Raw genomic sequence first — 22998 nt, forward strand, 5'->3', positions numbered from 1 at the left:
AGGACCCCCGTGTCCCACGAAGCCACCCTGGAAGCTGCCCGCGCCGTCGTGCGCAACGAAGGTGCGGCCGTGCTCGCCGTCGCCGACCAGCTCGACGACTCCTTCATCGAGGTCGTCGACCTCCTGCAGTCCTGCACCGGAAAAGTGTTCGTCACCGGATCCGGCACCTCCGGAGCCACCGCCCGCCGCATGGCGCACCTGCTCGCCGTGTGCGGCACGCCCTCGACCTTCATCCACCCGATGGATGCCCTGCACGGCACCATGGGGGCACTCGCGGCGGGGGACGTGCTCATCTCGATCTCGCGGGGCGGGGAATCGGCAGAGATCAACGACTTCTCGACGCGCGCGCAACGCCGCTCCGTCTCGGTCGTGGCCCTGACCGCGGAACCGGAGTCCACCCTCGGGCGCCTCGCCGACGTGACGGTCACCCTCATCACCGAAGGCGAAGGTGACCCGGGCGGTGTCATCGCGATGGGTAGCACCCTCGTCACCTCGGTGTGGGGCGATGCGCTGGCCAACATCCTCATGCGTCGTCGCGGGTACGGCTGGGACCAGGTGCTCGAGACCCATCCCGCCGGGGCGGTCGGGCAGATCACCGACCTCCCGGACCCGCTCACCGGCATCGACGCGCCCGCGTCGGCCTGACCCCTCAGGATGGGCGCATGAGCATCGTCGCGGGCGTGGACAGTTCCACGCAGTCTTGCACCGTCGAACTCCGTGACGCCGACACCGGGCGGCTGCGGGGAACAGGGCGGGCGGCACACCCGCCCACCACCCCGCCGCGTAGCGAGCAAGACCCCGAACGGTGGTGGAGTGCGCTGCGAGAGGCCCTGCTCGCAGCCGTCACCGACGCCGGCATCGACGCGACCGAGATCGCCGCGATCAGCATCGCCGCCCAATGCCACGGGCTCGTCCTCCTCGACGAGCACGGGCGGGTGCTGCGTGCCGCGAAGCTCTGGAACGACACCGAATCCGCGCCACAGGCCCAACGCGCCGTCGCCGCCCGCGGAGAGCGCGCGTGGGTCGACGCGATCGGTTCGGTCCCGACCGCCGCCTTCACGATCAGCAAGCTGATGTGGGTCGCCGAGCACGAACCCGACGTGCTCGACCGGGCGCGTCACGTCCTCCTCCCGCACGACTTCCTCACCTTCCGCCTCGCCGACCGGGCGGTGACGGATCGTTCAGAGGCTTCCGGAACGGGGTACTACTCCGCACGCGAGGGACGGTGGCGGACCGACCTCCTCGACGAGTTCGTCCGCGCCGACCTCGAGTGGGAGTCGATGCTGCCGACGGTGCTCGGGCCCGACGAGGTCGCCGGAACGATTTCGACCGGCGCCGCAGAACAGCTCGGGCTCGGCCACGATGTCGTCATCGCCGCCGGTGCGGGCGACCAGCACGCCGGGGCGCTCGGTGTCGGCCTGAAGGAAGGCGACGTCCTCTACAGCCTCGGCACCTCGGGGGTGGTCATCACCACCTCGCGCAACCCGGTGTTCGACCCGTCCGGCGCCGTCAACGGCGTCGCCGACGCCGCGGGCGGCTACCTGCCGCTGATCTGCACGCTCAACTCCACCAAGGTCACCGACGCCACGGCCCGCTGGCTGAATGTGACGCTCTCCGAGCTCTCCGAGTTGGCGCTGGCCGCCCCGCCGCGAGAAGACCGACCTGTGCTCGTGGCCTATCTGGATGGTGAGCGCACGCCGAACCGACCGGATGCGACGGGAACGTTGGGAGGTCTCACCACCGACACCACGCGCGAAGACATCGCGCGAGCCGCGTTCGAAGGCGTCTTGTTCGGCCTCGCCGCCGGTCACGAAGCTATTCGGGCCGCAGGCGCCGCCGCGGACGGTGAGGTGAGCGTCGTCGGCGGCGGCGCGAAGTCCCCCGCGTACCGGCAGATGCTCGCCGACATCCTCCAGAAGCCGGTCCTCACCAAGGACGTCGTCGAGGCGACGGCACGTGGGGCATGCGTGCAAGCGGCGGCGGTCCTGCGGGGCGCGGCGGTGGCCACCGTCCGCGACGCATGGACGCCCGCGGTGTCCACGACGACCGAGCCCGCGGCGCCCTCCCCTCGCGCCGCGTTCGACCGCTACATCCAGCTGGCCCGGACACCGGGCTTGACCCGCTGACCGCCCACGACCCGACCCGTCTCGACCGAAACGAAGGAACCGTGAAGTTCTACGCCGACAGCGCCGCCCTCGAACCCGTCACCGGACTTCTGCGTGACGGACTGATCGCCGGCGTCACCACGAACCCGACGATCCTCGTCCGTGACGAGGCGCCGCCCGTCCCCGAGCTGTACCGCGCGTTCGCGGCGGCGGGAGCCGGAGAGGTCTTCTTCCAGACCACCGGTGCCACGCAGGAGCAGATGCTCGACCGGGCGGCGGAGATCGCGGAGCTCGGACCGGAGGTGATCGTGAAGGTCCCGGCGACCTCGATCGGGTTCCGGGTCGCCGCGGCGCTGCGTCGACGGGACACCCCGGTGCTGATGACCGCGGTGTACAGCGTCGCGCAGGCGGTCTCGGCCGCGGCGATCGGAGCCCGCTACATCGCGCCCTATTACGGCCGGTTGAGCGACGCGGGGGAGGACGCGTCGGTGATCATGGCGCGCATGGTGGGCGCGCTGCGCGGAACCGGCACCGATCTGCTGGTGGCCAGTGTGCGCACCCCCGAGGTGATCGCCGACCTCGCCGAACTCGGAGTGCGCCACATCACCGCCCACCCCACCGTGATCGAGGCGGCGCTTCAGGATCCGGTCAGTGACACGGCGGCGGCGGAATTCGAAGCGGTCGCGCGAGGCCACGAACGGGTCAGCCGCGCGCCGTGGAGTTCCGCGGCGGACGGTGACGCACGCTGAGGCCGGCGATCTGTCACCGGTGATCCTCTAGCCGGAGATGCGCTCCCAGGTGAGGTCGATCGGGTCGCCGGTGGTCTCGTAGGGGACCACCATCGTGTCCTCGGTGCAGGTCACCGCACCCGCCGAGCTGTCCAGCGGGGTGTGCTCGAGGAACTGATTCGTCATGTCACCGAGGTCCATGGGCTGCCCGTCCACGGTCACATCGACCACCAGAGAGCTGTCGTCGGTCTCCAACAGAATGCGATCGTCATCGGAGACACTCCACGCGCCACTGATCGTGCCCGTCACCACCACGCGCGGTTCCATCGAGGTCGAACCGGCCTCGATGAGCAGGTCGAACCCGTAGTCGGAGTCGTAGGAGGAGGCGCCGTCATCGGCGAGGGTCAGCTCGACGGTGCCGTACGGGGCGATCTCCACCTCATCGATCTGGCCGGAGAGGGTGCCGTAGAACCGCACCAACTCCGCCTCCGGGATCAGCCACGTGCCCACCACGCACTCCTCCAGCGACACCGCGACCACCTCGGGGGTCTCCACCGCATCCGGTGTCGGCGTGGCCTCCGCCACCGGTGTCGCCGCGTCGTCATCGGCCCCGCCCGTACATCCGGTCAGCACCAAGGCCGCCGAGGCGGCGACCGCCGCCAGTGTCGACGGTGACGTGCGCTTGCGCATGGATCCTCCCCAGATCGTGACGGGTCCGTCCCCGCCCTGCGTCCTACTCTGGCCGGTCGGCGCCGTCGATCCAAGAGGGGGCAACGACTCGAATCACCCGCGGGTGATGCCGCGGACGATTCTTCGGCGTCGCCGGCGCCTTCGGACGAGCCCGCGTGCGATCGTGATCCCACCGGACGACGAAGCCGCCCGTCGATTCCCGTCCCGACGTGCAGCCTCTGACCCGGATCCGACGGGCCGGCGTCTGTACGGAGCTGCAAGTGGGGGCTTCAGCGCCGAGACGACGCCACCCGATCGTGGCCGCGCGCTGTGGCGCCCGGCCCCGTGGGGAGGAGCGGGCCAGGACACCCCAGCAGCTGCTCTTCTCCTCCCCGCGGTGAATCCCCGTCGGCGTAAGGAACGGATGCGACGCGCATCTGTCAGACGGGGCGACGTCCCCGACGATGTCCGTCACAGCTCATGGAGGTCCGCGCATGACCGCGCTCGCCCACCCGTCCGACCGTGATCTCACACGCGATCACATGCCCCACGACCACGTCGAGGTGCGCCTGACAGCCCGGGACGCTCGGGGATTCTCCTACGACTACGGAACCTTCCGCGCCCCCGTCGACACCGTCGAAGAAGTCCTGGCGATGCTCTCCGGAGGCGGGCGCCGCCCGGACCCGCCGGCACGCCCGAGCTTCCTTCCGGACGAGATCCGGGAGCTTCTCCGACGCGAACCGGAATGACCCCCCCCGGAGCGCGGCCGAGTCGCTCACACGATTCAATACGCGCGCGGAGACTGCCGAATCGCGCAGGAGCGGGACGGACACGCGAGAGCGACGCCGTACCCGAGCACCATTGAGGTGAAGTACGAGAGCCCGCTGCTTCGGTTGCTTCTTCTCACGCGACGACCATGAGGAGGATCATGCCCGACTCCATTGAGACACTGACCTTCGCGGCCACGGTCTCACGCTCCATCGCCGACGTGGCGATGCTCATCGCCGTTCCTTCCGCCATCGTGTTGGCGGTGCTGCTCGCCCTCGACAACGCCGACCTGCTGATCGTGCCCCTTGCGGGGCTCACCGTCAGCGTGCTCCTGGCAGCCGTCGGCCTCGGGGCGCAGTACGTGCAGCCGCTCATCGACGTGCTGATCGTCACCGCAGCCGCCGCCGGAGTCGGCACCGGCGTGCGATTGCTTCTCGAGCGACGTGCCCGTCGGTCCCGATCGGACGAACACGATGAGGAAGGACCGGAGGTCGGCGGGCGACAGCTCTCGTGACGATTTTCCCGCCGCCCGGGGGCGATGATGTCGCTCGAGGCTGCGGACCGCAACCCCCTCGAGGGTGCATCCATGCGGGGTCTAGCGTCGGAACACACTCACGAACACCCACACACCGGTGGCGTGTCCCGTGCCGCATCCCCTGGAGGTATCCGTGTCCTCGCCGACGAAGACCCGCAGTGACCACAGCACCCGTACGCAAGCGCTCACCCGGCAGGTGATCATCCTGGTGAGCTCCGTGCTCGCCATCGTCGCCGCCTTCATCGGGTCGGGCGCGTTCTTCGGAACCCCCATCCAGGAAGCCGCGGGCGGGTTCCTCGACTCCGACTCGACGCTCGTCGCACCCGGCACCGGCGCGTTCCGCATCTGGAGCGTCATCTACACCGGCATGCTCGCGTACGCCATCTGGCAGGTGCTCCCCGCGCAACGTCATGACGCGCGGCAGGAGCGGATCGGATGGTGGGTCGCCGCATCGCTGATCCTCAACGCCGTGTGGATCGGCGTGGTCCAAGCCGACCTGCTGTGGCTGAGCCTGCCGGTGATCGCCGTGCTGTTGTTCGTCCTGTGCCGCATCTTCGTCATCCTCCGCCACACCGCACCGAAGAACATCGTCGAGACCATCGTCGCCGACGGTGCCATCGGCCTGTACCTCGGATGGGTGATCATCGCGACCGTCGCCAACGCCACCGCGATCCTCTACGCCACCGGCTTCGAAGGATTCGGCATCGCTCCGGCGGTGTGGTCGTCGATCGTCCTCGCTGCCGCGGCCGCCATCGGCATCGCCCTGGCGTTCTGGGGCGGCGGACGACTCGCCCCGGCCGCATCACTCAGCTGGGGGGTCGCCTGGGTCGCCGTCGCCCGCTTCACCGACGAGCCGTACTCGCCCGAGACCGGGATCGCGGCGATCGTCGCCGTCGTGCTGATCGTCGCGGCGACCGTGATCGCACGGGTCCGCCACGACATGCGCGCTCGCCGCTGACACGCGCCACCGACACAGCGAGTCCGACACAGAGAGTCAGCCGAGGAGACATTCGCTATTCTGGGGCCGAACCGCTGGGAAGGTCACCCGAATGCCCCACCCCGAGCCTGTCTTCGCGCGCGCCCGTGTCGGCGTCGAGAAGGCGGTTCGGCGTGCCCGGAACGTCGTCGTCCGCGGATCCGCGATCTGGTGGGATGCCGTCTCGGGTGGGGCGTTCTACAACACGTGGAGCACGGGGCTGTCGTTCGTCCTCGCGACGTTCATCAGCGTCCCGACCTTCAGTCACGGCGCCTTCGAGGGGTACGCGAAGGCCGTCGTCGTCGCCGCGATCAGTTGGGTCGTCCTCGCGATCCTGGTGGCCCCGGCCGCGTTCGCCGAACGACGCCTGCCCGGCCGCGTTGCGCGCGCGTCGACGGTGCTCGTCGCCCTCGTCGTGGCCTCATGCCTCCGGACCCCGCTGAACGACCTGCTCGGGCACCTCCTGTGGGCAACGAGCAGCGAGGGTGACTTCGGGCCGCGTATCGCCACGAACATCACCTGGGCGCTCTTGCTGTTCTCCCTCGTCGCGGTCACCCACACCCAATACGCGCAGCGACGGGTCACCACGGAACGGCTCGAGAACGCCCTGGCGACCATGCGCACGCGCCTCGCCCGCGCGCGGGCGCAATCCGAGTCGACTCGGGCGCTGCTCGCCGACACCGCGCACCGGCTACGGGACGCCCGCGAGCAGTTGCTGGCCGGTGACCTCGACTTCGACGCCGTCCGCGCCTACGCCGACCAGGTGCGGGCCGAGAGCCACCTCATCGAGCGACGCGCGGACGATGTCGCCGAGGAGGTGTCCACACCGGAGGGACGCGATCGGCCCAGCCGCCCGCACCGATCGCTCTCCGAACGGCTCGTCGCCACACCCCGGCTGGTCGTGGCCCTGCTCTACGTCGCAGGAACCGTGCCGTTCTCGTTCGCCGCGGGCGGCGCCCACGTCGTCCTCGTGGGGGCCGTCGGGATCGCTGCGATCGATCTGGCCGCCGGGGCCGTCGTGCGCCGTGTGATCCCCCCGAGGGGCGCCCGGCATCGCGCGCCGCTCTACATCGCCGTATGGCTCATCGCCGGCGTCGCCGCCTGCGCGATGACCTATGCCCTCGTCCCCGGAATCGGAGTCCTCGGACTGACCGGGATGATCCTCGTCCCGGGGATGGTCGTCGCCCTGGCGCTGTGCATCGACGCCATACAGGAGGCACGAGAGGTCGCGCGCCGCTCCGAGGAGCTGCTCCCGCAGGTCGCGCGCGAAGCCGGGGAAGAGACCTCACGAGCGATCGACCCCCTCCGCGCCGCGGTCGACCTGCTCCATGGCGGCGTCCAGGGACGATGTGTCGTCTTCGCCGCCCACGTCGACGAGGGGCAGGCGACCGAAAGGCACGTCGCCGATTTCCGGCGGCTCACCGACGACATCTTCGATCGACTCCTCGACGAGCAGGCGTGCCAGGCCGCGGAGGAGGAGACCGGGATCGTGCTGCGTGAGACCGAACCCGGCGCCGGACCGATCGAGCGGATCCTGGGAGCCTGGGGCGCGATCATGGAGATCAGCGTGCGAACCTCCGACCGGGCCGCCGTCGCGCTCACCGACGCCGCGACGGCCGATCAGGTCGTCGACGTCGTCAACGAGGCGCTCGTGAACGCCGTGAAGCACTCCGGCGCGCGCGCTGCCCTCGTCCGGCTCACGGTCGCCGCCGACGGGAGGCTTCGCGTCCGTGCGATCTCACGCGGAACGTTGTCCGATCCCGACGCGCAGCGGCCCGGCATCGGAACGAGCAGTCTCGACGCCACGGTCACCCAATCCGGCGATGACGTCGTCTTCGATGCCCGGCTGCCGTGGCGGGACCCGGCCGCGATGATCTTCTGAGCGCGCCCTCAGGCGGCCTGCTCGGCACGCTGGTGGTGGATGATCAGCACATCCATCGCCTCACGCAGGCCCGCTCCACGGCCCACGCGGGTCGACCGGCCGTCGAACACGAGCCACGTGCCGTCGGCTTCGCGGTCCAGGTACCCGAGGAAGACGCCGTCGCGGTTGGCGACGTGGAAGCCGTCTTCGACCCGGGCCCACGCGATGCCCGACGCGCGCCGGGCGGCGACGATGTCGCCGGCGGGGCGGCTGTAGCGAGGGGCGAGAGGGGATGTCGCAACGGAAGGCACGTCACCACCCTGCCGTGTCGGTGCCGAATCCAGAGGCCCTTGCATCGGAGGGCGTCTTTATGACAGACGGCGGGTGAAACACGCGTCGCAGGCCCGAACAGACCGGACCTGCGACGCGATTCCCCCGGGGCATTTCTGCCCCTCCCACCTGAAGAGATGCGGTCGGGCCGGATCCGTTACGCGGATGTGTGGAAAAAGTTCGAGATCACCCGATGAGGAGAGCACTCAACCGCGTCGAGGTCGCGTTGGCACCGCTGTCGTCACCGGGATAGTCGACGACGACGGTCGCATTCCGAAGGAGATCCAGCACGGTCGGGCGGAACACCAGGATGCCGGCGCCCTGATCGTCGACCGTCGCGGTGCTGCGCGTCACGCCGTCCACGACCAGCGCGACCGCTTGGCCCGGCGCGCCGTGCACGACGAGGTCGAGGTGAAGGGCGGTCGACCCCGATGGGAAATACACCTTCGACGAGGCGATGTGAAGCGGCGTGTACGCGACCGGGTCGGGCTCCGGCTCGGGTGTCGGAATGGCGGTCGGTATCGGGTTGGGTTCGGGCGTCTGTGTCGGGGTGGGTTCGGGTGTCGGGATGGGTTCGGGTGTCGGTGTCGGTGTCGGTTCGGGTGTCGGTGTCGGTTCGGACGTCGGGGTCGGCTCCGGCGTGGGCGTGGGCGTGGGCGTGGGCGCCGGCTCCGACGTCGGGGTGGGGGCGGGCTCGGCTCCCGGAGAGGGAGCGGCCGGTCGCGCCGGTTGCGGTGCCGGCTGTGGCGCCGCATCCGTCGTCGAACCGGCATCGGAGGAGGACACGGGCGCGGAGCTCTCGGCTGTCGCGGACGGTGACGGGCTCGGTGTGGGCCACGCGGGAGTCGCAGACGGGCTCGGGTCCGAGACCGTCGTGTCGGTCTCCTCCTCGGTGGTCGTCGCGATCACGACCTCCTCCGAGGTTGCGGCCCCGGGCATCCACATCGACGTGGTGGCCGCGGCGATCCCGCCCACGCCCACCACCGCGGCGGCCACGGCCGCGACGATCATCACCGGCGCCGAGGCGAGGACGCCCCCGGCGCCCGCCGCACCCGCTGCCGCAGCGGCGCCCGATGCGGCAGCGCCGCCTCCTCCGGCGGAGCCGCCCGCGGAGGCCGCCGCGCCGCCGGCCGCACCACTCGGATCCGGAACCACCGGGACGCCCTCGAAACCGGTCGCCGACATCGCCAGCGGCGCCGATGCGGGCAACCCCTGCAACGACGCCAGATAGCCGCCTGTGGCCGTCGAACCCAGAATCAGCGGCAGCACCACGATCGCCAGGCGTGAGCCGACATGCCGGGCCTCCTCGGCCACGATGATGCACTGCGCGCACGTGCTGAGGTGCGCGTCGATGCGCATCGTGTCGCGTTTGCCCGCCGTCGCGCGGGTATAGGCACCGAGACGTTCGACCGTCCACCGGCACTCCGAATCGGCCGACAACGTGCGCAGATGCGCCTGGATCCATGCGTCGCGCAGACCCTCGCGGGCGCGGAAGGCCAGCTGCGAGACCGCGTTCGCCTTCATCCCCACCAACGCCGCCACCGCCGCCGGCTTCAACTTCTCGATCTCGGTGTACCAGAGCACCTCCTGCCAGCGGGTCGGGAGGCTGCGGAACGCCTGCATCGTGGTGGAGCGGTCCAGCGCCGCGTCGGTCTCATCCCATTCGGTGCGCGGGTCGACGACCTCGTCGAGTTGATCGTCCGCGAACTCGCGCTGACCACGTCCCCACGCGGCGGCCGTATTGCGCACCGTCGTGAACAGGTAGGCCCGGAACCCCGTCGTCGGCCCGCCGCCGCGCATGATGCTGCGGTAGACCAGGGCGAAGGACTCCGACACCAGATCGTCCGCGTCGAACCCGGACTGCATCGACGCGGCCACCGTCAGGGCGGCCTGCTGGTGGCGTTGCCACAACTGGGCGAACGCGCCGCGGTCACCGTCGCGGGTGGCAGCCACCAGATCGAGGTCCGAGACCCTCGACGCATCCTCCAACATCCCGCCCCCAGTCGTCGTCGCCCGCACGGTGCGGACGATGGAGTGATGCACAGACGCCCGCGGGCATTACGCGCGTACGGCGAACTCGCAGGATCGCCGCCCCGGCGCGGGCGGTGCCCGAAAACGCTATCGCATGCGTGCTGCGAGAGCCCTGGACCCTCAGCCGGCTCGGCGCTCGGTCAGAGCCGATCGTGCCGCGGCGAGGAACTGGCCGGCGAAGATCGCGACACCGGTGCCTGCGGCGATGATCGCCAACGGGTACCAGTGCCCGGCGGCGATGCCCACGGCCGCCATCAGCATGCTCACGATCACGACGCCCAACGGCAACAACAGCAGGTCGGCACGGTTGGTGGCCAGCAACGCGATCATCGCGACCAGCGCGGGGACGGCCAGGATCAGGGCCGTGTCGGCCAGCGCCGTCGACGCGGTGGCGGTGAACGTCAGGAACTCGATGGTCCCGGGCATGGTGGTCCTCTCGGGGTGGGGGTGTGGTGATGTGTTCCGCAGGCGGACACAAGAGAGATGCAGGGGCGGGGGATTCTTTACGCGGTTCGGCTCGGCTGAAGCCATCCGCGGACCGGACCGTACGATGGCTCCCATGACGTCGATCGTGCGCCTGCCCCGACACGAATGGGGTCCCCCCGACGCCACCCGGCACGCCCTTCTGGTGCACGGACTCGGATCCAACGGCGCCCTCATGTGGCGGTTCGGCGTCGCGCTCGCCGAGGCCGGATGGTGCGCGACGGCCGTGGACCTGCGCGGTCACGGCACCGCACCCCGCGCGCTCGACTACACGCTCGAGGCGTACGGCGTCGATGTCGCCGCCACCAGACCACGCGGCGGTGGGCCGTGGGACCTCGTGCTCGGGCACTCGCTCGGGGGTGCCGCTGTGACGCTCGCGGCTTCTCGCCACCCGGATTGGGCCCGCCGTCTGGTACTGGTCGACCCCGGTCTCCGCCTGACCGACGAGCAACGCGCGACCGTGCGAGCCGGCCAAGAGGAGGCGTTCGCCGCCGGCGACGCGGCGGCCGTGCGGGCACGGAACCCGCACTGGCACGAGAACGACGTCGAACTGAAAGCCCTGTCGACCCGACAGGTGAGCCGGTGGGCGGTCGAGCAGACCGCCGAGCAGAACCCGGGATGGGACGTCTCGACCTTCGCGCGAGACCTCGCGGTACCCACGCACGTGATCGGCGCGGATCCCGACGTCTGGTCGATCTTCACCGGAGCGCTCGCCGACGAGGTGTGCGCCAACCCGATGGTCTCGATGTCGGTCGTCGCCGGGGCCGGCCACTCCCCGCAACGTGACCGGCCCGACGAGACGATGCGACAGTTCTTCGCGGCGATCGGCTGACCGCCCCCTCCTGAGGCGCCGAAGGGTCAGTGGATGGGCACTCCGCCGGTCACGGCGATCGTCTCGCCGACCACGTAGCTCGACTCCTGGGAGGCGAGGAACACGAACGCGGGGGCCAGCTCGACCGGCTGTCCGGCCCGACCCATCGGCGTCTGCTCGCCGAAGTGCTCGATCTTCTCGTTCGGCACGTACGCCGGCTGCAGCGGGGTCCAGATCGGGCCGGGAGCGACACCGTTCACGCGGATGCCGCGACCGATGAGCTGCTGGGCGAGGGCGCGCGTCCAGTTGGCGATCCCCGCCTTCGACACGGCGTACTCGGCCAGCGACGGCGAGGGCGTGAAGCCCTGCTCGCTCGAGGTGGTGATCACCGCGGCACCGGGGGGCAGGTGCGGCGAGGCGGCCTTGGTCAACCAGAACAGCGGGTAGATGTTGGCCTTCATGACGTGATCGAGCGTGTGCGTCTCGAACTCGTCGATGCTGTCCACGGTCGGCATCGCGCCGGCGTTGATCACGAGGATGTCGATGCCGCCGAGTTCCTCGACCGTCTTCGCGACGACGTCGATGTCGGTCTGCTCGTCCTGCAGATCGCCGGGCACCAGCACCGCCGTGCGTCCCTCCGCCTCGATGAGCGAGGCGACCTCCTCGGCCTGCTCCTGCTCCTGCGGGAGATAGCTGAGGGCGACGTCGGCACCCTCCCGGGCGTAGGCGATCGCCACGGCGCGACCGATGCCGGAGTCCGCGCCGGTCACCAGCGCCTTCCGGCCGGGAAGTCGCCCGGTGCCGATGTAGCTGGCTTCACCGTGGTCGGGAGCAGGATCCATCGTGTGGATCGTGCCCGGGGCGTCCTGCTGCTGCGGCGGGAACGGCGGCCGGGGGAACTGGGTCGTGGGGTCTTGCATCGTGTACATGCTCGTCATCGCGTTTCCTCCTCGTGGGATGTGCGGATGCGGGTGGGAAGACGTATGCGTGGTCAGCGCTTGGCCGGCACGCGGTTTTCGGCGCTGACCATCCACGCCAGCTGCTCCAGGCGCACGAGCACCTCGTGGAGCAGGTCCGCGCTCGTGGGGTCCTCCTCGTCGATGCCGTCGTGGACCTCGCGCACCGTGCCGGTGACGGCCTCGAGTCGCTCGGTCATGAGGTCGACGACCTCGGCGGTGTCGATCTCGCCCTGCGGGAACTCCGGCAGGGTCGTGGTCTCGGCGATGACGTCGCTGCGGCCGTCGGGGAGCGCGTGGAGGGCGCGCATGCGCTCGGCGATCGTGTCGGTGAACTCGCGCGCGGCGTCGATGATCTCGTCCAACTGCAGGTGGGTGTCGCGGAAGTTCTTGCCGACGACGTTCCAGTGCGCCTGCTTGCCCTGCAGCGACAGCTCGATCAGGTCGACCATCACCTTCTGCATGCTCTCGCTGAGCTGCTTCGACGCGGTGAAGCCGCTCTCGGCGTTCTGCTCGTCGGTCAGGCCGGCGCCCGAGCCGCCGCGCGCGGGGCGACGCTTGTTCTTCGTGGGGGTGGAATCGGCCATGGGGGACCTCCCTTTCGTGAGGAACGGACGGATGCGACGCTAAGCCCGCCGGGGGCCTGCGGACACGGGCTTGCAGGACAGGCGCTTCGTTGCTAACTTCCGCCGCGTGCGTCCGCCCCCGGCCCGACGCACGCGGCGTGTAGCTCCCGGCGGGCGAGCGCGCAACCCTCGGGCCGCATCCCGGCGGGGTACCTACCGTGGTGCCATGCACGACACCTCCTCGGCGCGCCCCGCCCCCGCAGCGGGCGCCGACTTGCGCACCTACGCGCCTATCGGCGACGGACGTACCGTCGCGCTGATCGGCCGCAACGGCCGCGTCGACTGGATGCCGTTGCCCAACCTCGACTCCACGCCGGTGTTCGCGCGTCTCCTCGACGACGCGACCGGGGGATGCATCGACCTCGAACCGGTCGAGCCCTACACCGTCACCCGACGCTACGTGGCCGACACCAACGTGCTGACCACCACCTACGAGACCGCCTCCGGCCGTGCGCGGGTCACCGACGCGATGGTCACCGGGGTCGCCGGGCGCCTGCCCTGGGCCGAGCTCGCGCGGCGCGTGGAGGGGCTCTCCGGCGCCGTCGAGTTCGCCTGGGCGGTGACCCCCGGCACGCGCCTGCAGACCGCCGGCCCCTGGCTCGAACGGGTGCACGAGCGTCGCATCCTGCGCGTCGGAGCCACCTCCCTCGCCGTGGACGGCGAGCATCACGGCGAGTCCGGCGCCGACGACGTCGACGGGCGCCCCGCGATCTCGGGTCGCTTCGACACGGACGAAGGCTCACGCCATCTGATCGTCATCTCGGCCACCGACGGCGAGCCGTTGCACTTCCCGGTCCCCGCGAACGTGCAGCGGGGCATCGAGCGCACCGTCGACCAATGGCGGCTGTGGTCGCGGGAGTTCGGCTACGACGGACCGTGGGCCCCGCACGTGCAACGCAGCGCCCTGGCGTTGAAGCTGCTCGTCTATTCGCCGACCGGAGCCATCGCGGCGGCGGCGACCACCTCCCTCCCCGAGAACCCGCGCGGCGGGAAGAACTGGGAGTACCGTCTCGCGTGGGTGCGCGACCTGGCCTACACCGCGCGTGCCCTGGTTCGTTTCGGACTGCGGGAGGAGACGCACGCGTCGATCTCGTGGCTGGTGCGCACCATCCGCGAACAGGGCCCGGACCTCCACGTCATGTACGACCTGGGCGGCGGCACCATCGACGGCACGCGCGAGTTCGACGTCGACGGTTGGCGCGGCATCGGACCCGTCGTGGCCGGCAACCCCGCCAACGACCAACTGCAACTCGGTGTCTACGGCGATCTGTTCTCGATCTGCCGCACCTACGTCGACGCGGGCAACGTGCTGGACACCGAGACCGGGAGGCTCCTGGCCGACATGGCAGACCGCACGTGCGACCTGTGGCGCAACCCCGACTCGGGCATGTGGGAGCTCGCCGAGGTGCAGCACTACACATCCTCCAAGATGGGGTGCTGGCAGGCCCTCCGCGACGCCGTGCACCTGGGAGAGCTCGGTGTCATCCCCGGGCCGGTCGAGCGCTGGCGCGACGAGATGACGCGGGTCGAGGCCTGGGTGCACGAGCACGGCTGGTCGGAACAGGCGGGCGCCTACGTGATGCATCCGGGCACCACCGACCTCGACGCGTCGGTGCTGCTGCACGCCGAGAGCGGATTCGACCGGGGGACGCGGATGTCCCAGACCATCGACCGGCTGACCGCCGAACTCGGGGCCGGTCCGCTGCTTTATCGCTACACCGGCATGGACCGGGAGGAACACACCTTCGTGGCGTGCGCGTTCTGGCGCGCGGGTGCCCTCGCGTGCGTCGGGCGCCACGACGAAGCCGTCGCCGCGATGGATGACCTGGTCGCCCGCGGCAACGACGTCGGGATCTTCGCCGAGATGATCTCCGAGCACGACGGCGCGTTCTGGGGCAATCTGCCGCAGGCCCTCAGCCATCTCGCCCTCGTCAACGCCGCCCTCACGATGGAGCGGCTCGTCCCCGAGGAGGTGCTCGGTGATCGCTGAGATCCGCAGCGACGTCGACGTGTTCCGCGACACGAGGTCGGTGCTGGTCGAGAGCATCTTCTGGGATGAGCGCACCGCCGAGGTGGTGTGGGTCGACATCACCGCCGGGACGCTGCATCGCGGTCGGCTGGAGGGTGCGCCCGACGGATCCGACGACATCGTCGTCGACCTCCCGGCCCCCGTGTCCGCCGTCCAGCCCGCCGTGGACGGCGGATACGTCGCGGCCCTCAAAGACCGAGTGGTGCTCCTCGACCAGCGTGGCGGCATCCGCAGAGACCTCGCGCACGTGGCACATGCCCACAGCGGCATCCGTTTCAACGAGGGCAAAGTCGATCCGTACGGAAGGTTCGTCGTGGGGGCGATGGACCTCACCCGCGGCGACCCCGACGCGGCCCTCTACACCGTCGACGCCGACGGCGCCCTCACCCTCGTGCGCGGCGGATTCGGCGTGGCGAACGGGTTCGAGTGGTCAAGCGACGGCCGCACCATGTACGTCACCGACACCGCGACATCGACCGTCTACCGCGCACCGTACCGCGACGGGGCAGAACCGCTCGGAGAACTCGAGCCCTTCCTCGTCGGGCACGCATCCGACGGCCTCGCCCTGGATACCGAAGGGCGCTTCTGGAACGGCGTGTACGGCGGCGGCGAGGTGCTCTGCTGGTCGCCCGAGGGACAGGTGCTCGCGTCGGTACCCATGCCCGCGCCGAACATCACTTCCGTCGCCTTCGTCGGACCGGACCGCGACCTGCTCCTGGTGGGCACCGCGCGGGAGAACCTCACCGAAGACGACCTGCGGACCACGCCGGCCAGCGGTTCGATCCTGCGCGTACGCACCGGCGCGACCGGCCGCCGTGTCCCGAGGTTCGGGGAGCGCGCCGTGCTCCCCGAACCTGCCGCACCATCCGCACACCACCACTGAAGGGACCTGTCATGGATCTCGGAATCACCGGCAAGAAGGCGCTCATCACCGGGGGCGACTCCGGCATCGGGTGGGAGACCGCGCGACTCCTGCTCGCCGAAGGCGCCACCGTCGTCATCAGCGACAAGGACCAGGACGCCCTCGATGAGGCGGCCGCGGCCCTCGAGGCCCCCGACGGTGCGCTGTTCGCCTTCGCCGCCGACATCACCGACACCGTCGACCTCGCCGAACTGCACCGCAAGACCTCCGCCGCGGTCGGTGCCATCGACATCCTCGTGCAGTCCGCCGGCATCACCGGGGCGCAGGGGCTGTTCCACGAGATCGACGACGAGGGGTGGGTGAAGACCATCGACGTCGACTTGCACGGACCGGTGCGGCTCGTGCGCGAATTCCTTCCCGACCTGCGCACCGGCGGGTGGGGGCGCCTGATCCTCCTCGCCTCGGAAGACGCCGTGCAGCCCTACGACGACGAGCTGCCCTACTGCGCGGCGAAGGCCGGGATCCTCGCGCTGGCGAAGGGGCTGTCGCGCTCCTACGCGCGCGAAGGACTGCTCGTGAACGCGGTCTCGCCCGCGTTCATCCACACCCCCATGACCGACGCGATGATGCAGAAGCGTTCCGCCGAACTCGGCACGTCCTTCGACGAGGCCATCACGTCGTTCCTCGACGAGGAGCGGCCCTACATGGAGCTCAAGCGCCGCGGTGAGCCGGCCGAGGTCGCTGCGGTCATCGCCTTCCTGTGCTCCACACACGCGTCGTTCGTGAACGGTTCGAACTACCGGGTCGACTCCGGCTCGGTCGCGACGATCTGAGCAGGCCCGCCCATGACTGAGGACATCCCCACCTTCGACTACCTCATCGTCGGCGGTGGAATGGTCGCCGACGCCGCCGCCCGCGGCATCCGCGAGCGCGACACCACCGGCACCATCGGCATCCTCAGCGCCGACTCCGACCCGCCGTACACGCGGCCGGCGCTGTCGAAGAAACTGTGGACCGACCCCGACTTCACCGAAGAGCAGGTGCCGCTGAACACCGCCGCCGACACCGGGGCCGACCTGTGCCTGAACACCCTCGTCACCCGCATCGACCGATTCGGCCGGACGGTGCAGACATCCGACGGGGAGACGGTCGGCTACCGCCGACTCCTGCTGGCGACCGGCTCCACACCCCGCACCATCCCCGCCCCCGAACAGGACGACCGCATCGTGGCGTTCCGTTCGGCGCAGGACTACCGGCGGCTGAGGGAACTGGCCGCCGGAGGCGGGCGCATCATCGTCGTCGGCGGCGGCTACATCGGTACCGAGATCGCCGCCGCGCTGGCACACAACGGGGTCGATACCGAACTGGTCTTCCCCGACGAGACACTGGGGGCCGCGCAGTTCCCGCCCGCGCTCGCCGAGCGCCACCAGGCGCTGTTCGTCGAGGGCGGGGTACGACTCGTGCCCGGTCGGCGGGTCGAGGAGATCCGTGCCGAGGGGAACACCCTCCACGCCGTGCTCGACGACGGCCGGGTGCGCGCCGGTGAAGCCGTCGTGATCGGACTCGGCGCCGACCCCGTGGTCGGTCTGGCGGCCGAGGCCGAGCTCGCCGTCGACGACGGCGTGCTCGTCGACGACCACCTCGCCACCAGCGACGACGCGATCTGGGCAGCCGGCGACATCGCCGCCTATCCCGACCCGATCCTCGGGCGCAGCCGGGTCGAGCACGTCGACAACGCCACCGAGATGGGTGAAGCGGCGGGGCGCGCCATGGCGGGGGAGGAGGTCACGTACCGGCACACGCCGTACTTCTACTCGCAGGTTTTCGGCACCCGGTGGGAAGCAATCGGCACCGTCGACGCCTCGTGCGATCCGCTGACGGTCGACCTCGACGACGGACGGGCCGTCGTGTACTACCGCGACGAGGCGGGAGCGCCGATCGGCGTGCTGCTGTGGAACGTCTCCGACGCCCGCGACCTCGCCCGCGCCGTGCTCGTGGACCGGGAGGAGAACGAACAGGCGCTGCGCAACCGCATCCGGTAGCGCGGCGCCCCCGGCGGTGTGATGCGTCTGGCTCCGTCGACACAACAGGACAATCTCCGCCCGCCGGCTACCTGCGGGGCGGATACCGACCGAGCCGTGGCGATCTCCTGTGTTGTTCACCGATGTTCCGCGCGTCGTACGGCAGATACTGTCCACGTGCGGGTTTTCACGACAGAGTTGTCGATATGACGCGGGCGCACCAGGAACGTGACGTCCGCTGGCGCGTCCGGACGGCCATCCGCGCTCAGCTGCCTTTCGTGCTCGGGGTGCTCTATCTCGTCGCCGCGATCGCGCTGTCGACGCCGGAGCTGTTCGCGCCCGCCCTCGTGGGATGGGGGTTCGCGCTTGTCGCGTTCGCGACCGTGGGCGCGCTCGCGCTGCCGTGGGAACACGCGCCGGCCGGTTGGCTCGCCGTCATCCCCGCCATCGACATGCTCGCGATCGCGTTCCTCCGCAACGACCTCGCCACGACCTTCGGGTGGGTCGGTGGGTTGGCGCTGTTCCCCATCCTGTGGCTCGCCTACGGGTTCGCCTGGTACGCCATCTTCGGCGCGGTACTCGGATCGGCGTTCATCACATCGTTTCCCTACCTGCTCGACCAGGAGCAGCCGTCGACGGCGTTGCAATGGTTCAACCTGCTGGGATTGCCGGTGCTCAGCGTCGGGATCGGCCTCGTGGCGATGCTCGCCTCCCAGCGTCTCCGACGCAGCGCCGCCGCCACGCAGGAGGCGTTGCGTGCCTCCCGCGACGGAGAGATCCTCCTGGCGGACGTGCTGAACACCGTCAACGCGGGCATCATCCACTTCGACGCCGACGGGCGGTTGGCCGGCGCGAACGCGCATGCCGTCCGCCTCGCCGAGCTCGGCGGCATCGACATGACCGAGCCGCCCTATGTCGGCGACGCGATCCTCGGACCCGACCGTGCCACCCCGGTTCCGGGAGACGAACAGATCGTCGAGCGTGCGCTGCGCGGCGAAGAACTCGACGACGGCATCGCGTGGCTCGGGCCGCCGGGCCGCCAGGTCGCGGTCGTCGCCTCCGCGCGACGCGTGCGGCGTGACGACGGGGAGCTGTTGGGCACCGTGCTCGTCGTCTACGACGTCACCGAACTGGCCCACGCGGCGGAACTGCGCGAGCAGTTCCTCGAAACGGTCTCCCACGAACTGAGGACTCCGATGACGGGCATCCTCGGATTCCTCGACCTGCTGGAGGAGGAGACCGACGACACCGCGGTGAAGCAACGCCAGTACCTCGATGTGGTGCGCCGGCGCAGTGCGGATCTCATGGATCGCATCCGAGAGATGCTCGCCGCCGCCGAGTCGGACACGCCGCTGCACCCGGCGCCGGTGGATGTCGCGGCGCTCGTCGACCGCGCGATCGGCGCCGTGACCGAGAAGGTCGCGGACACCGCGACCCGCATCGTGGTGAGCGTGCCCGACCAGGCGCTGGCCACGGTCGACGGCGCCCGGCTGAGTCAGGCCGTGCGCGAACTGCTCCTGAACGCCCTCAAGTTCAGCGACCCCGGCACGCCGATCGCCGTCGCGCTCTCGGCCGACGACGAGCGGGTGCGGCTGTCGGTCGAGAACCTCGGTCCCGACATCGCCCCCGAGGAGCAGCCGCGGGTGTACGACCGGTTCTACCGCACACCGTCGGCGATCTCCCGTGCGGTGCAGGGATTCGGCCTCGGACTCACCGTCGTCGCCGCGACCGCCGCCGCGCACGGTGGCCACGTGCACCTCGACAGCGGCGGCGGGCACACGAGGTTCACGCTCGACCTGCCGCGCACCGTCGCGCCCGCCTGACCCTCAGGCGACGCCCCGGAGGGTAGGGGCATTCCCCACCTCGATACGGGAATCCTCCAATGGTCGTCCCTCGCGTCCGTCGCTTGACTGAGGGGAACACAACGGGTCGCGATGAGGCGACAGAGAGGGAGCCCCATGCCTGGCACGATGCGCATCGCCTTCGGTTCGGATCCGAACGCGACAGACCTCAAGGAAGCCCTCATGGCCGTCGCCGAGGCACGCGGTCACACCGCCGCCGACCTCGGCGCGACGGACCCCGTCTACGCACACGTCGCCACCGACGTGGCCACCGCTGTCGCCTCGGGCGACTACGACCGCGGGGTGCTTCTGTGCGGAACCGGTATCGGCGTCTCGATCGCGGCCAACAAGGTACCCGGTGCGTACTGTGCGCTCGTTTCTGACGTGTACTCCGCGGAACGCGCCCAGCTCAGCAACAACGCGAACCTGATCTCCATGGGCGCGCAGACGTTGGGTCTGGAAGTCGCCAAGGCCCTGTTGGCGCGGTACCTCGAGTGCGAGTTCGATCCCGAGAGTCGGAGCGGTCCGAAGGTCGCGGCCATCACGGCGTTCGAACGACGGTCGGCATCGGCGTGAACACGATCGACGTGAGCACCGCGGAGGACATCGAGCTGCGGATCCTCGCGACGCGCGCGCGTCGGAACGTGCTGCGGATGCTCGACGCCGGCGGCTCCGGACATCTCGGCGGCGCATACTCGTGCATCGACATCGTCACGGCGCTGTATGCGAGGGTGCTTCGTCACGACCCGGCCAATCCGGGGTGGGCCGGTCGGGATCGTTTCCTCCTGTCTGCCGGTCACAAGGCGCTCGCCCAGTACGCGGTCCTGGCCCTGTTCGACTACTTCCCAGCCGAGGTGCTCGACACGTACGGGGCGTTCGGAACCGTCTTGCCGGGCCATCCCGACATGAAGAAGCTGCCGGGGGTCGAAGCGAACACCGGGGCACTCGGACACGGCACCGCCATCGCCGCGGGGATGGCGATGGCTGCCCGGACATCGGTCGAGTCCTGGCGTACATTCGTCCTGCTCGGCGACGGTGAGCTGGCCGAAGGGTCGAACTGGGAAGCGTTCGCGATGGCCGCGCATCATCGCCTCGGCAACCTCACGGCGATCATCGACGTGAACGGACTCCAGATCAGCGGAGAGGCCGAGCGGATCATGGGGATGGAACCCATCGCCGAGAAGATGCGGGCATTCGGATGGACGGTGCAGGAGATCGACGGCCACGACCATCGACAGATCCTCGACGCGCTCGGTCGCGCCCGCGTCGAGACCTCCGCCCCGACCGCCGTCGTCGCGCACACCGTCAAGGGTGAGGGCCTGGGCCGGCTGGCGGGCACGGTGGGATCGCACTATTGGACACCGAGCCGGGAGGAGCTGGGGGAGGCGTTCATCGAACTCGACCGACGCCTCGTCTCGCTCGGACGCGAGCGTGTCGCATGACCGGCCGTGACCCGCGCAAGGCCTTCGGAGCCGCCGTCCATCGCGTCGCGCAGGAGAACGGCGATGTCGTGGCGATCTCGGTCGACTCCGGTCTGAGTTCCGGGTTGGGGGGCATGAGGGATGAGTTCCCCGACCGGTACATCGAAGTCGGGATCATGGAGCAGGCCGCGACGGGCCTCGCCGCCGGCCTCGCGACCGCCGGCAGGATTCCGGTGCTCTGCGCGATCGCGCCGTTCGTCACCGCGAGGAACTTCGAGATGTTCCGAAACGACATCGGATACATGCGGCAGAACGTGAAGATCGTCGGCCGCAACGCGGGACTGAGCTATTCGCCGCTCGGACCGACCCACCACTCCCTGGAAGACTGCGCGCTCGCGCGCCTGATCCCTGGTATCGCGGTCATCACACCCGCCGATTGCGGGGAGATCGAGGATGCGGTAGCGGCGATGATCGCCCACGAGGGCCCGGTCTATCTGCGGTTGGGTGCCGGGAGCGTCCCCGATCTCTATGAGGCGGGCAGCTTCCGGTGGGGGCGCGGGCGGACGCTCTCGCGGGGCGAGGACCTCACCGTGATCAGCTCCGGGCACATCACCGCCGAGGTGATCGACGCCGTCGATGCCTTGCAGAAGCGGGGCATCGGCGTGGAGCATCTCGCGCTGTCCATGTTGGAACCTCTCGACCATGACCTCGTCGTCGAGGCGGCGCGCCGCACCCGGCGGGTCGTCACCGTCGAGGAGCACTATGTGCGTGGGGGGTTGGGTGGCGCGGTCGCCGAACTGCTCGCGGAGCGGTGTCCCGTGCCGCTGCAGGTCATGGGCGCACCGCACCGTTTCATCTCGAGCGGTCCGTATCGCGACGTCATCGTGGGATGCGGTCTGGATGCGCAGTCGATCGCCGACCGCGCGGCGGAGTTCGTCCAGGCGACCGCGCCGGTCACGACCTACGGATGACGGTCTTCCCGACCCCGTGGCCGGCGCCGACTCGGGTGAGTGCGGCCGCGAGGGTCTCCGCCGACAGGCGCGGGTAGACGTGCCGCGTGGGTGAACGCAACGCACCGGTTTCCGCGAGTGCGGCGACCTGGGCGAGGATCTCGGCGTGAGGGGTGCCGGGGCCGTTCCAGTCCGGGACCGCCTTGGTGAACATGAAGACCCAGTGCCACGTCGCGCTCAAGGGCTTCAGCGGTGTCACGTCGATGGGGCCCCGATCGACGCCGACGATGTGGCCGAACGGCGCGAGGCATGCGGCGAGGTCGTCGACGCGTCCGCGGGAGGCCGCCGAGATGACGGCGTCCACGCCTTTCGGGGCGATGCGGCGTACCTGCGGGGCCAGCGCAGACGCATGGTCGACGATGTCGTGTGCACCGAAGCGTTGGGCCCACGCGGACGACTCGGGTCGTGCGGCGGTCGCGATCACCCGCACGTGGGGGAGTGTCGCGCGCGCGAGCTGGATCACAGCCGTGCCGACGCCTCCCGCACCGCCGACCATCAGCAGCGTGCCGCGCGTGGATGATTCCCACCGGAGCTGGTCGTGCAATGCTTCCCACGCCGTGATCATCGTCAAGGGTAGCCCCGCGGTGTCCACGGCCGCCCAGTCTCGTGGTGCGCGCGCGCAAAGGCGCTCATCGACGAGGTGGTGAGATTGAGCGGCGCCGTCACGGTCGAGGGTGCCGGCGTAGAACACGCGGTCGCCCAGATCGAACGCGCCCGCGTGCGGACCCCGGCCCACGACCTGCCCGGTCGCATCGAACCCCGGTACGACGCCTGCCGGTTCCGCCGCCGCGCGCTTGAGATCGACAGGATTGACACCCATCGCATCGACCCGCACCACGAGATCGTGCCCGGTGGGCACCGGGACGGGACGTTCACGGGGAACGACCGTCAGGTGCCCACCGGGCACGACTCGCGCGATCAGCGCCATGCCGACG

Annotated in this window: 23 protein-coding genes; 16 read left to right on the forward strand and 7 right to left on the reverse strand. The window is 70.2% G+C overall.

The genetic code is table 11. The features are described from left to right. Positions 1-9: 9 nt before the first annotated feature. The 3 genes from ABD204_RS06995 to ABD204_RS07005 are packed head-to-tail and all read left to right on the forward strand — an operon-like array spanning position 10 to position 2854. Positions 10-645: an SIS domain-containing protein gene (locus ABD204_RS06995; RefSeq protein WP_194423924.1), complete on the forward strand. Its 636-nt coding sequence runs from the start codon at positions 10-12 to the stop codon at positions 643-645. A 17-nt stretch (positions 646-662) separates the two neighbouring features. Then, positions 663-2126 carry a xylulokinase gene (xylB, locus tag ABD204_RS07000; protein ID WP_194423925.1) on the forward strand — a complete coding sequence of 488 codons (1464 nt, stop codon included), beginning with the start codon at positions 663-665 and terminating at the stop codon, positions 2124-2126. Positions 2127-2167: 41 nt separating this feature from the next. Further along, positions 2168-2854: a transaldolase family protein gene (locus ABD204_RS07005; protein WP_194423926.1), complete on the forward strand. Its 687-nt coding sequence runs from the start codon at positions 2168-2170 to the stop codon at positions 2852-2854. A 27-nt stretch (positions 2855-2881) separates the two neighbouring features. Here ABD204_RS07005 and ABD204_RS07010 read toward each other — a convergent pair whose 3' ends face one another. Then, positions 2882-3523 carry a hypothetical protein gene (locus tag ABD204_RS07010; RefSeq protein ID WP_194423927.1) on the reverse strand — a complete coding sequence of 214 codons (642 nt, stop codon included), beginning with the start codon at positions 3521-3523 and terminating at the stop codon, positions 2882-2884. A 473-nt stretch (positions 3524-3996) separates the two neighbouring features. On the opposite strand from ABD204_RS07010, the gene ABD204_RS07015 reads away from it, so the two are divergent. The 4 genes from ABD204_RS07015 (at position 3997) to ABD204_RS07030 (ending at position 7663) form a co-directional block, all read left to right on the forward strand. After that, the gene (locus ABD204_RS07015) at positions 3997-4251 is read left to right on the forward strand and encodes a hypothetical protein (RefSeq protein WP_194423928.1); all 255 of its coding nucleotides are present in this window, start codon (positions 3997-3999) and stop codon (positions 4249-4251) included. Between the two features lie 179 nt (positions 4252-4430). Then, entirely contained in the window at positions 4431-4784 is a 354-nt protein-coding gene (locus ABD204_RS07020; protein WP_194423929.1) for a hypothetical protein, read from the forward strand. A gap of 154 nt (positions 4785-4938) precedes the next feature. After that, positions 4939-5763: a TspO/MBR family protein gene (locus ABD204_RS07025; protein WP_322597535.1), complete on the forward strand. Its 825-nt coding sequence runs from the start codon at positions 4939-4941 to the stop codon at positions 5761-5763. 91 nt (positions 5764-5854) lie between these two features. Continuing rightward, complete coding sequence (locus ABD204_RS07030) at positions 5855-7663, forward strand: sensor histidine kinase (protein WP_194423930.1); 1809 nt, start codon at positions 5855-5857, stop codon at positions 7661-7663. Positions 7664-7671: 8 nt separating this feature from the next. Here the strand turns inward: ABD204_RS07030 and ABD204_RS07035 are convergent, their stop codons facing one another. The 3 genes from ABD204_RS07035 to ABD204_RS07045 form a co-directional block, all read right to left on the reverse strand. After that, a complete protein-coding gene (locus ABD204_RS07035; RefSeq protein ID WP_194423931.1) occupies positions 7672-7953 on the reverse strand; it encodes a hypothetical protein in 282 nt (93 codons plus the stop codon). 205 nt (positions 7954-8158) lie between these two features. Then, complete coding sequence (locus ABD204_RS07040) at positions 8159-9925, reverse strand: sigma-70 family RNA polymerase sigma factor (protein WP_322597536.1); 1767 nt, start codon at positions 9923-9925, stop codon at positions 8159-8161. A 198-nt stretch (positions 9926-10123) separates the two neighbouring features. Next, positions 10124-10429 carry a hypothetical protein gene (locus ABD204_RS07045; RefSeq protein ID WP_194423933.1) on the reverse strand — a complete coding sequence of 102 codons (306 nt, stop codon included), beginning with the start codon at positions 10427-10429 and terminating at the stop codon, positions 10124-10126. 133 nt (positions 10430-10562) lie between these two features. Between ABD204_RS07045 and ABD204_RS07050 the strand changes: the two genes are divergently transcribed. Continuing rightward, complete coding sequence (locus tag ABD204_RS07050; RefSeq protein ID WP_194423934.1) at positions 10563-11318, forward strand: alpha/beta fold hydrolase; 756 nt, start codon at positions 10563-10565, stop codon at positions 11316-11318. 26 nt (positions 11319-11344) lie between these two features. Here the strand turns inward: ABD204_RS07050 and ABD204_RS07055 are convergent, their stop codons facing one another. Both ABD204_RS07055 and ABD204_RS07060 read right to left on the reverse strand, forming a co-directional pair. Then, positions 11345-12235, reverse strand: a complete 891-nt coding sequence (locus ABD204_RS07055) for an SDR family oxidoreductase (protein ID WP_277816630.1) — start codon at positions 12233-12235, stop codon at positions 11345-11347. Positions 12236-12288: 53 nt separating this feature from the next. Next, complete coding sequence (locus tag ABD204_RS07060) at positions 12289-12840, reverse strand: Dps family protein (protein ID WP_194423935.1); 552 nt, start codon at positions 12838-12840, stop codon at positions 12289-12291. Positions 12841-13045: 205 nt separating this feature from the next. Between ABD204_RS07060 and ABD204_RS07065 the strand changes: the two genes are divergently transcribed. The 8 genes from ABD204_RS07065 (at position 13046) to ABD204_RS07100 (ending at position 22024) form a co-directional block, all read left to right on the forward strand. Further along, positions 13046-14869, forward strand: coding sequence for a glycoside hydrolase family 15 protein (locus tag ABD204_RS07065; protein ID WP_194423936.1), 1824 nt, complete (start codon positions 13046-13048; stop codon positions 14867-14869). Then, a complete protein-coding gene (locus ABD204_RS07070) occupies positions 14859-15791 on the forward strand; it encodes an SMP-30/gluconolactonase/LRE family protein (protein WP_322597537.1) in 933 nt (310 codons plus the stop codon). The genes ABD204_RS07065 and ABD204_RS07070 overlap by 11 nt, the downstream gene beginning before the upstream one ends. Before the next feature lie 11 nt (positions 15792-15802). Then, a complete protein-coding gene (locus ABD204_RS07075) occupies positions 15803-16603 on the forward strand; it encodes an SDR family NAD(P)-dependent oxidoreductase (protein ID WP_194423937.1) in 801 nt (266 codons plus the stop codon). 12 nt (positions 16604-16615) lie between these two features. Beyond that, positions 16616-17812 carry an NAD(P)/FAD-dependent oxidoreductase gene (locus ABD204_RS07080; RefSeq protein WP_206697154.1) on the forward strand — a complete coding sequence of 399 codons (1197 nt, stop codon included), beginning with the start codon at positions 16616-16618 and terminating at the stop codon, positions 17810-17812. 185 nt (positions 17813-17997) lie between these two features. Beyond that, complete coding sequence (locus ABD204_RS07085; RefSeq protein WP_194423938.1) at positions 17998-19614, forward strand: sensor histidine kinase; 1617 nt, start codon at positions 17998-18000, stop codon at positions 19612-19614. A 135-nt stretch (positions 19615-19749) separates the two neighbouring features. Further along, positions 19750-20208 carry an RpiB/LacA/LacB family sugar-phosphate isomerase gene (locus ABD204_RS07090; protein WP_206697155.1) on the forward strand — a complete coding sequence of 153 codons (459 nt, stop codon included), beginning with the start codon at positions 19750-19752 and terminating at the stop codon, positions 20206-20208. Beyond that, a complete protein-coding gene (locus ABD204_RS07095) occupies positions 20205-21074 on the forward strand; it encodes a transketolase (RefSeq protein WP_322597538.1) in 870 nt (289 codons plus the stop codon). Before ABD204_RS07090 ends, ABD204_RS07095 begins: the two co-directional genes overlap by 4 nt. Then, positions 21071-22024: a transketolase family protein gene (locus ABD204_RS07100; protein ID WP_194423939.1), complete on the forward strand. Its 954-nt coding sequence runs from the start codon at positions 21071-21073 to the stop codon at positions 22022-22024. The genes ABD204_RS07095 and ABD204_RS07100 overlap by 4 nt, the downstream gene beginning before the upstream one ends. Here ABD204_RS07100 and ABD204_RS07105 read toward each other — a convergent pair. Continuing rightward, positions 22008-22991: a zinc-binding dehydrogenase gene (locus tag ABD204_RS07105; protein WP_194423940.1), complete on the reverse strand. Its 984-nt coding sequence runs from the start codon at positions 22989-22991 to the stop codon at positions 22008-22010. The genes ABD204_RS07100 and ABD204_RS07105 overlap by 17 nt on opposite strands. Positions 22992-22998: the final 7 nt, after the last annotated feature.

This window comes from Microbacterium aquimaris (assembly GCF_039531285.1).
In the GTDB taxonomy this organism is placed as follows: domain Bacteria; phylum Actinomycetota; class Actinomycetes; order Actinomycetales; family Microbacteriaceae; genus Microbacterium; species Microbacterium aquimaris.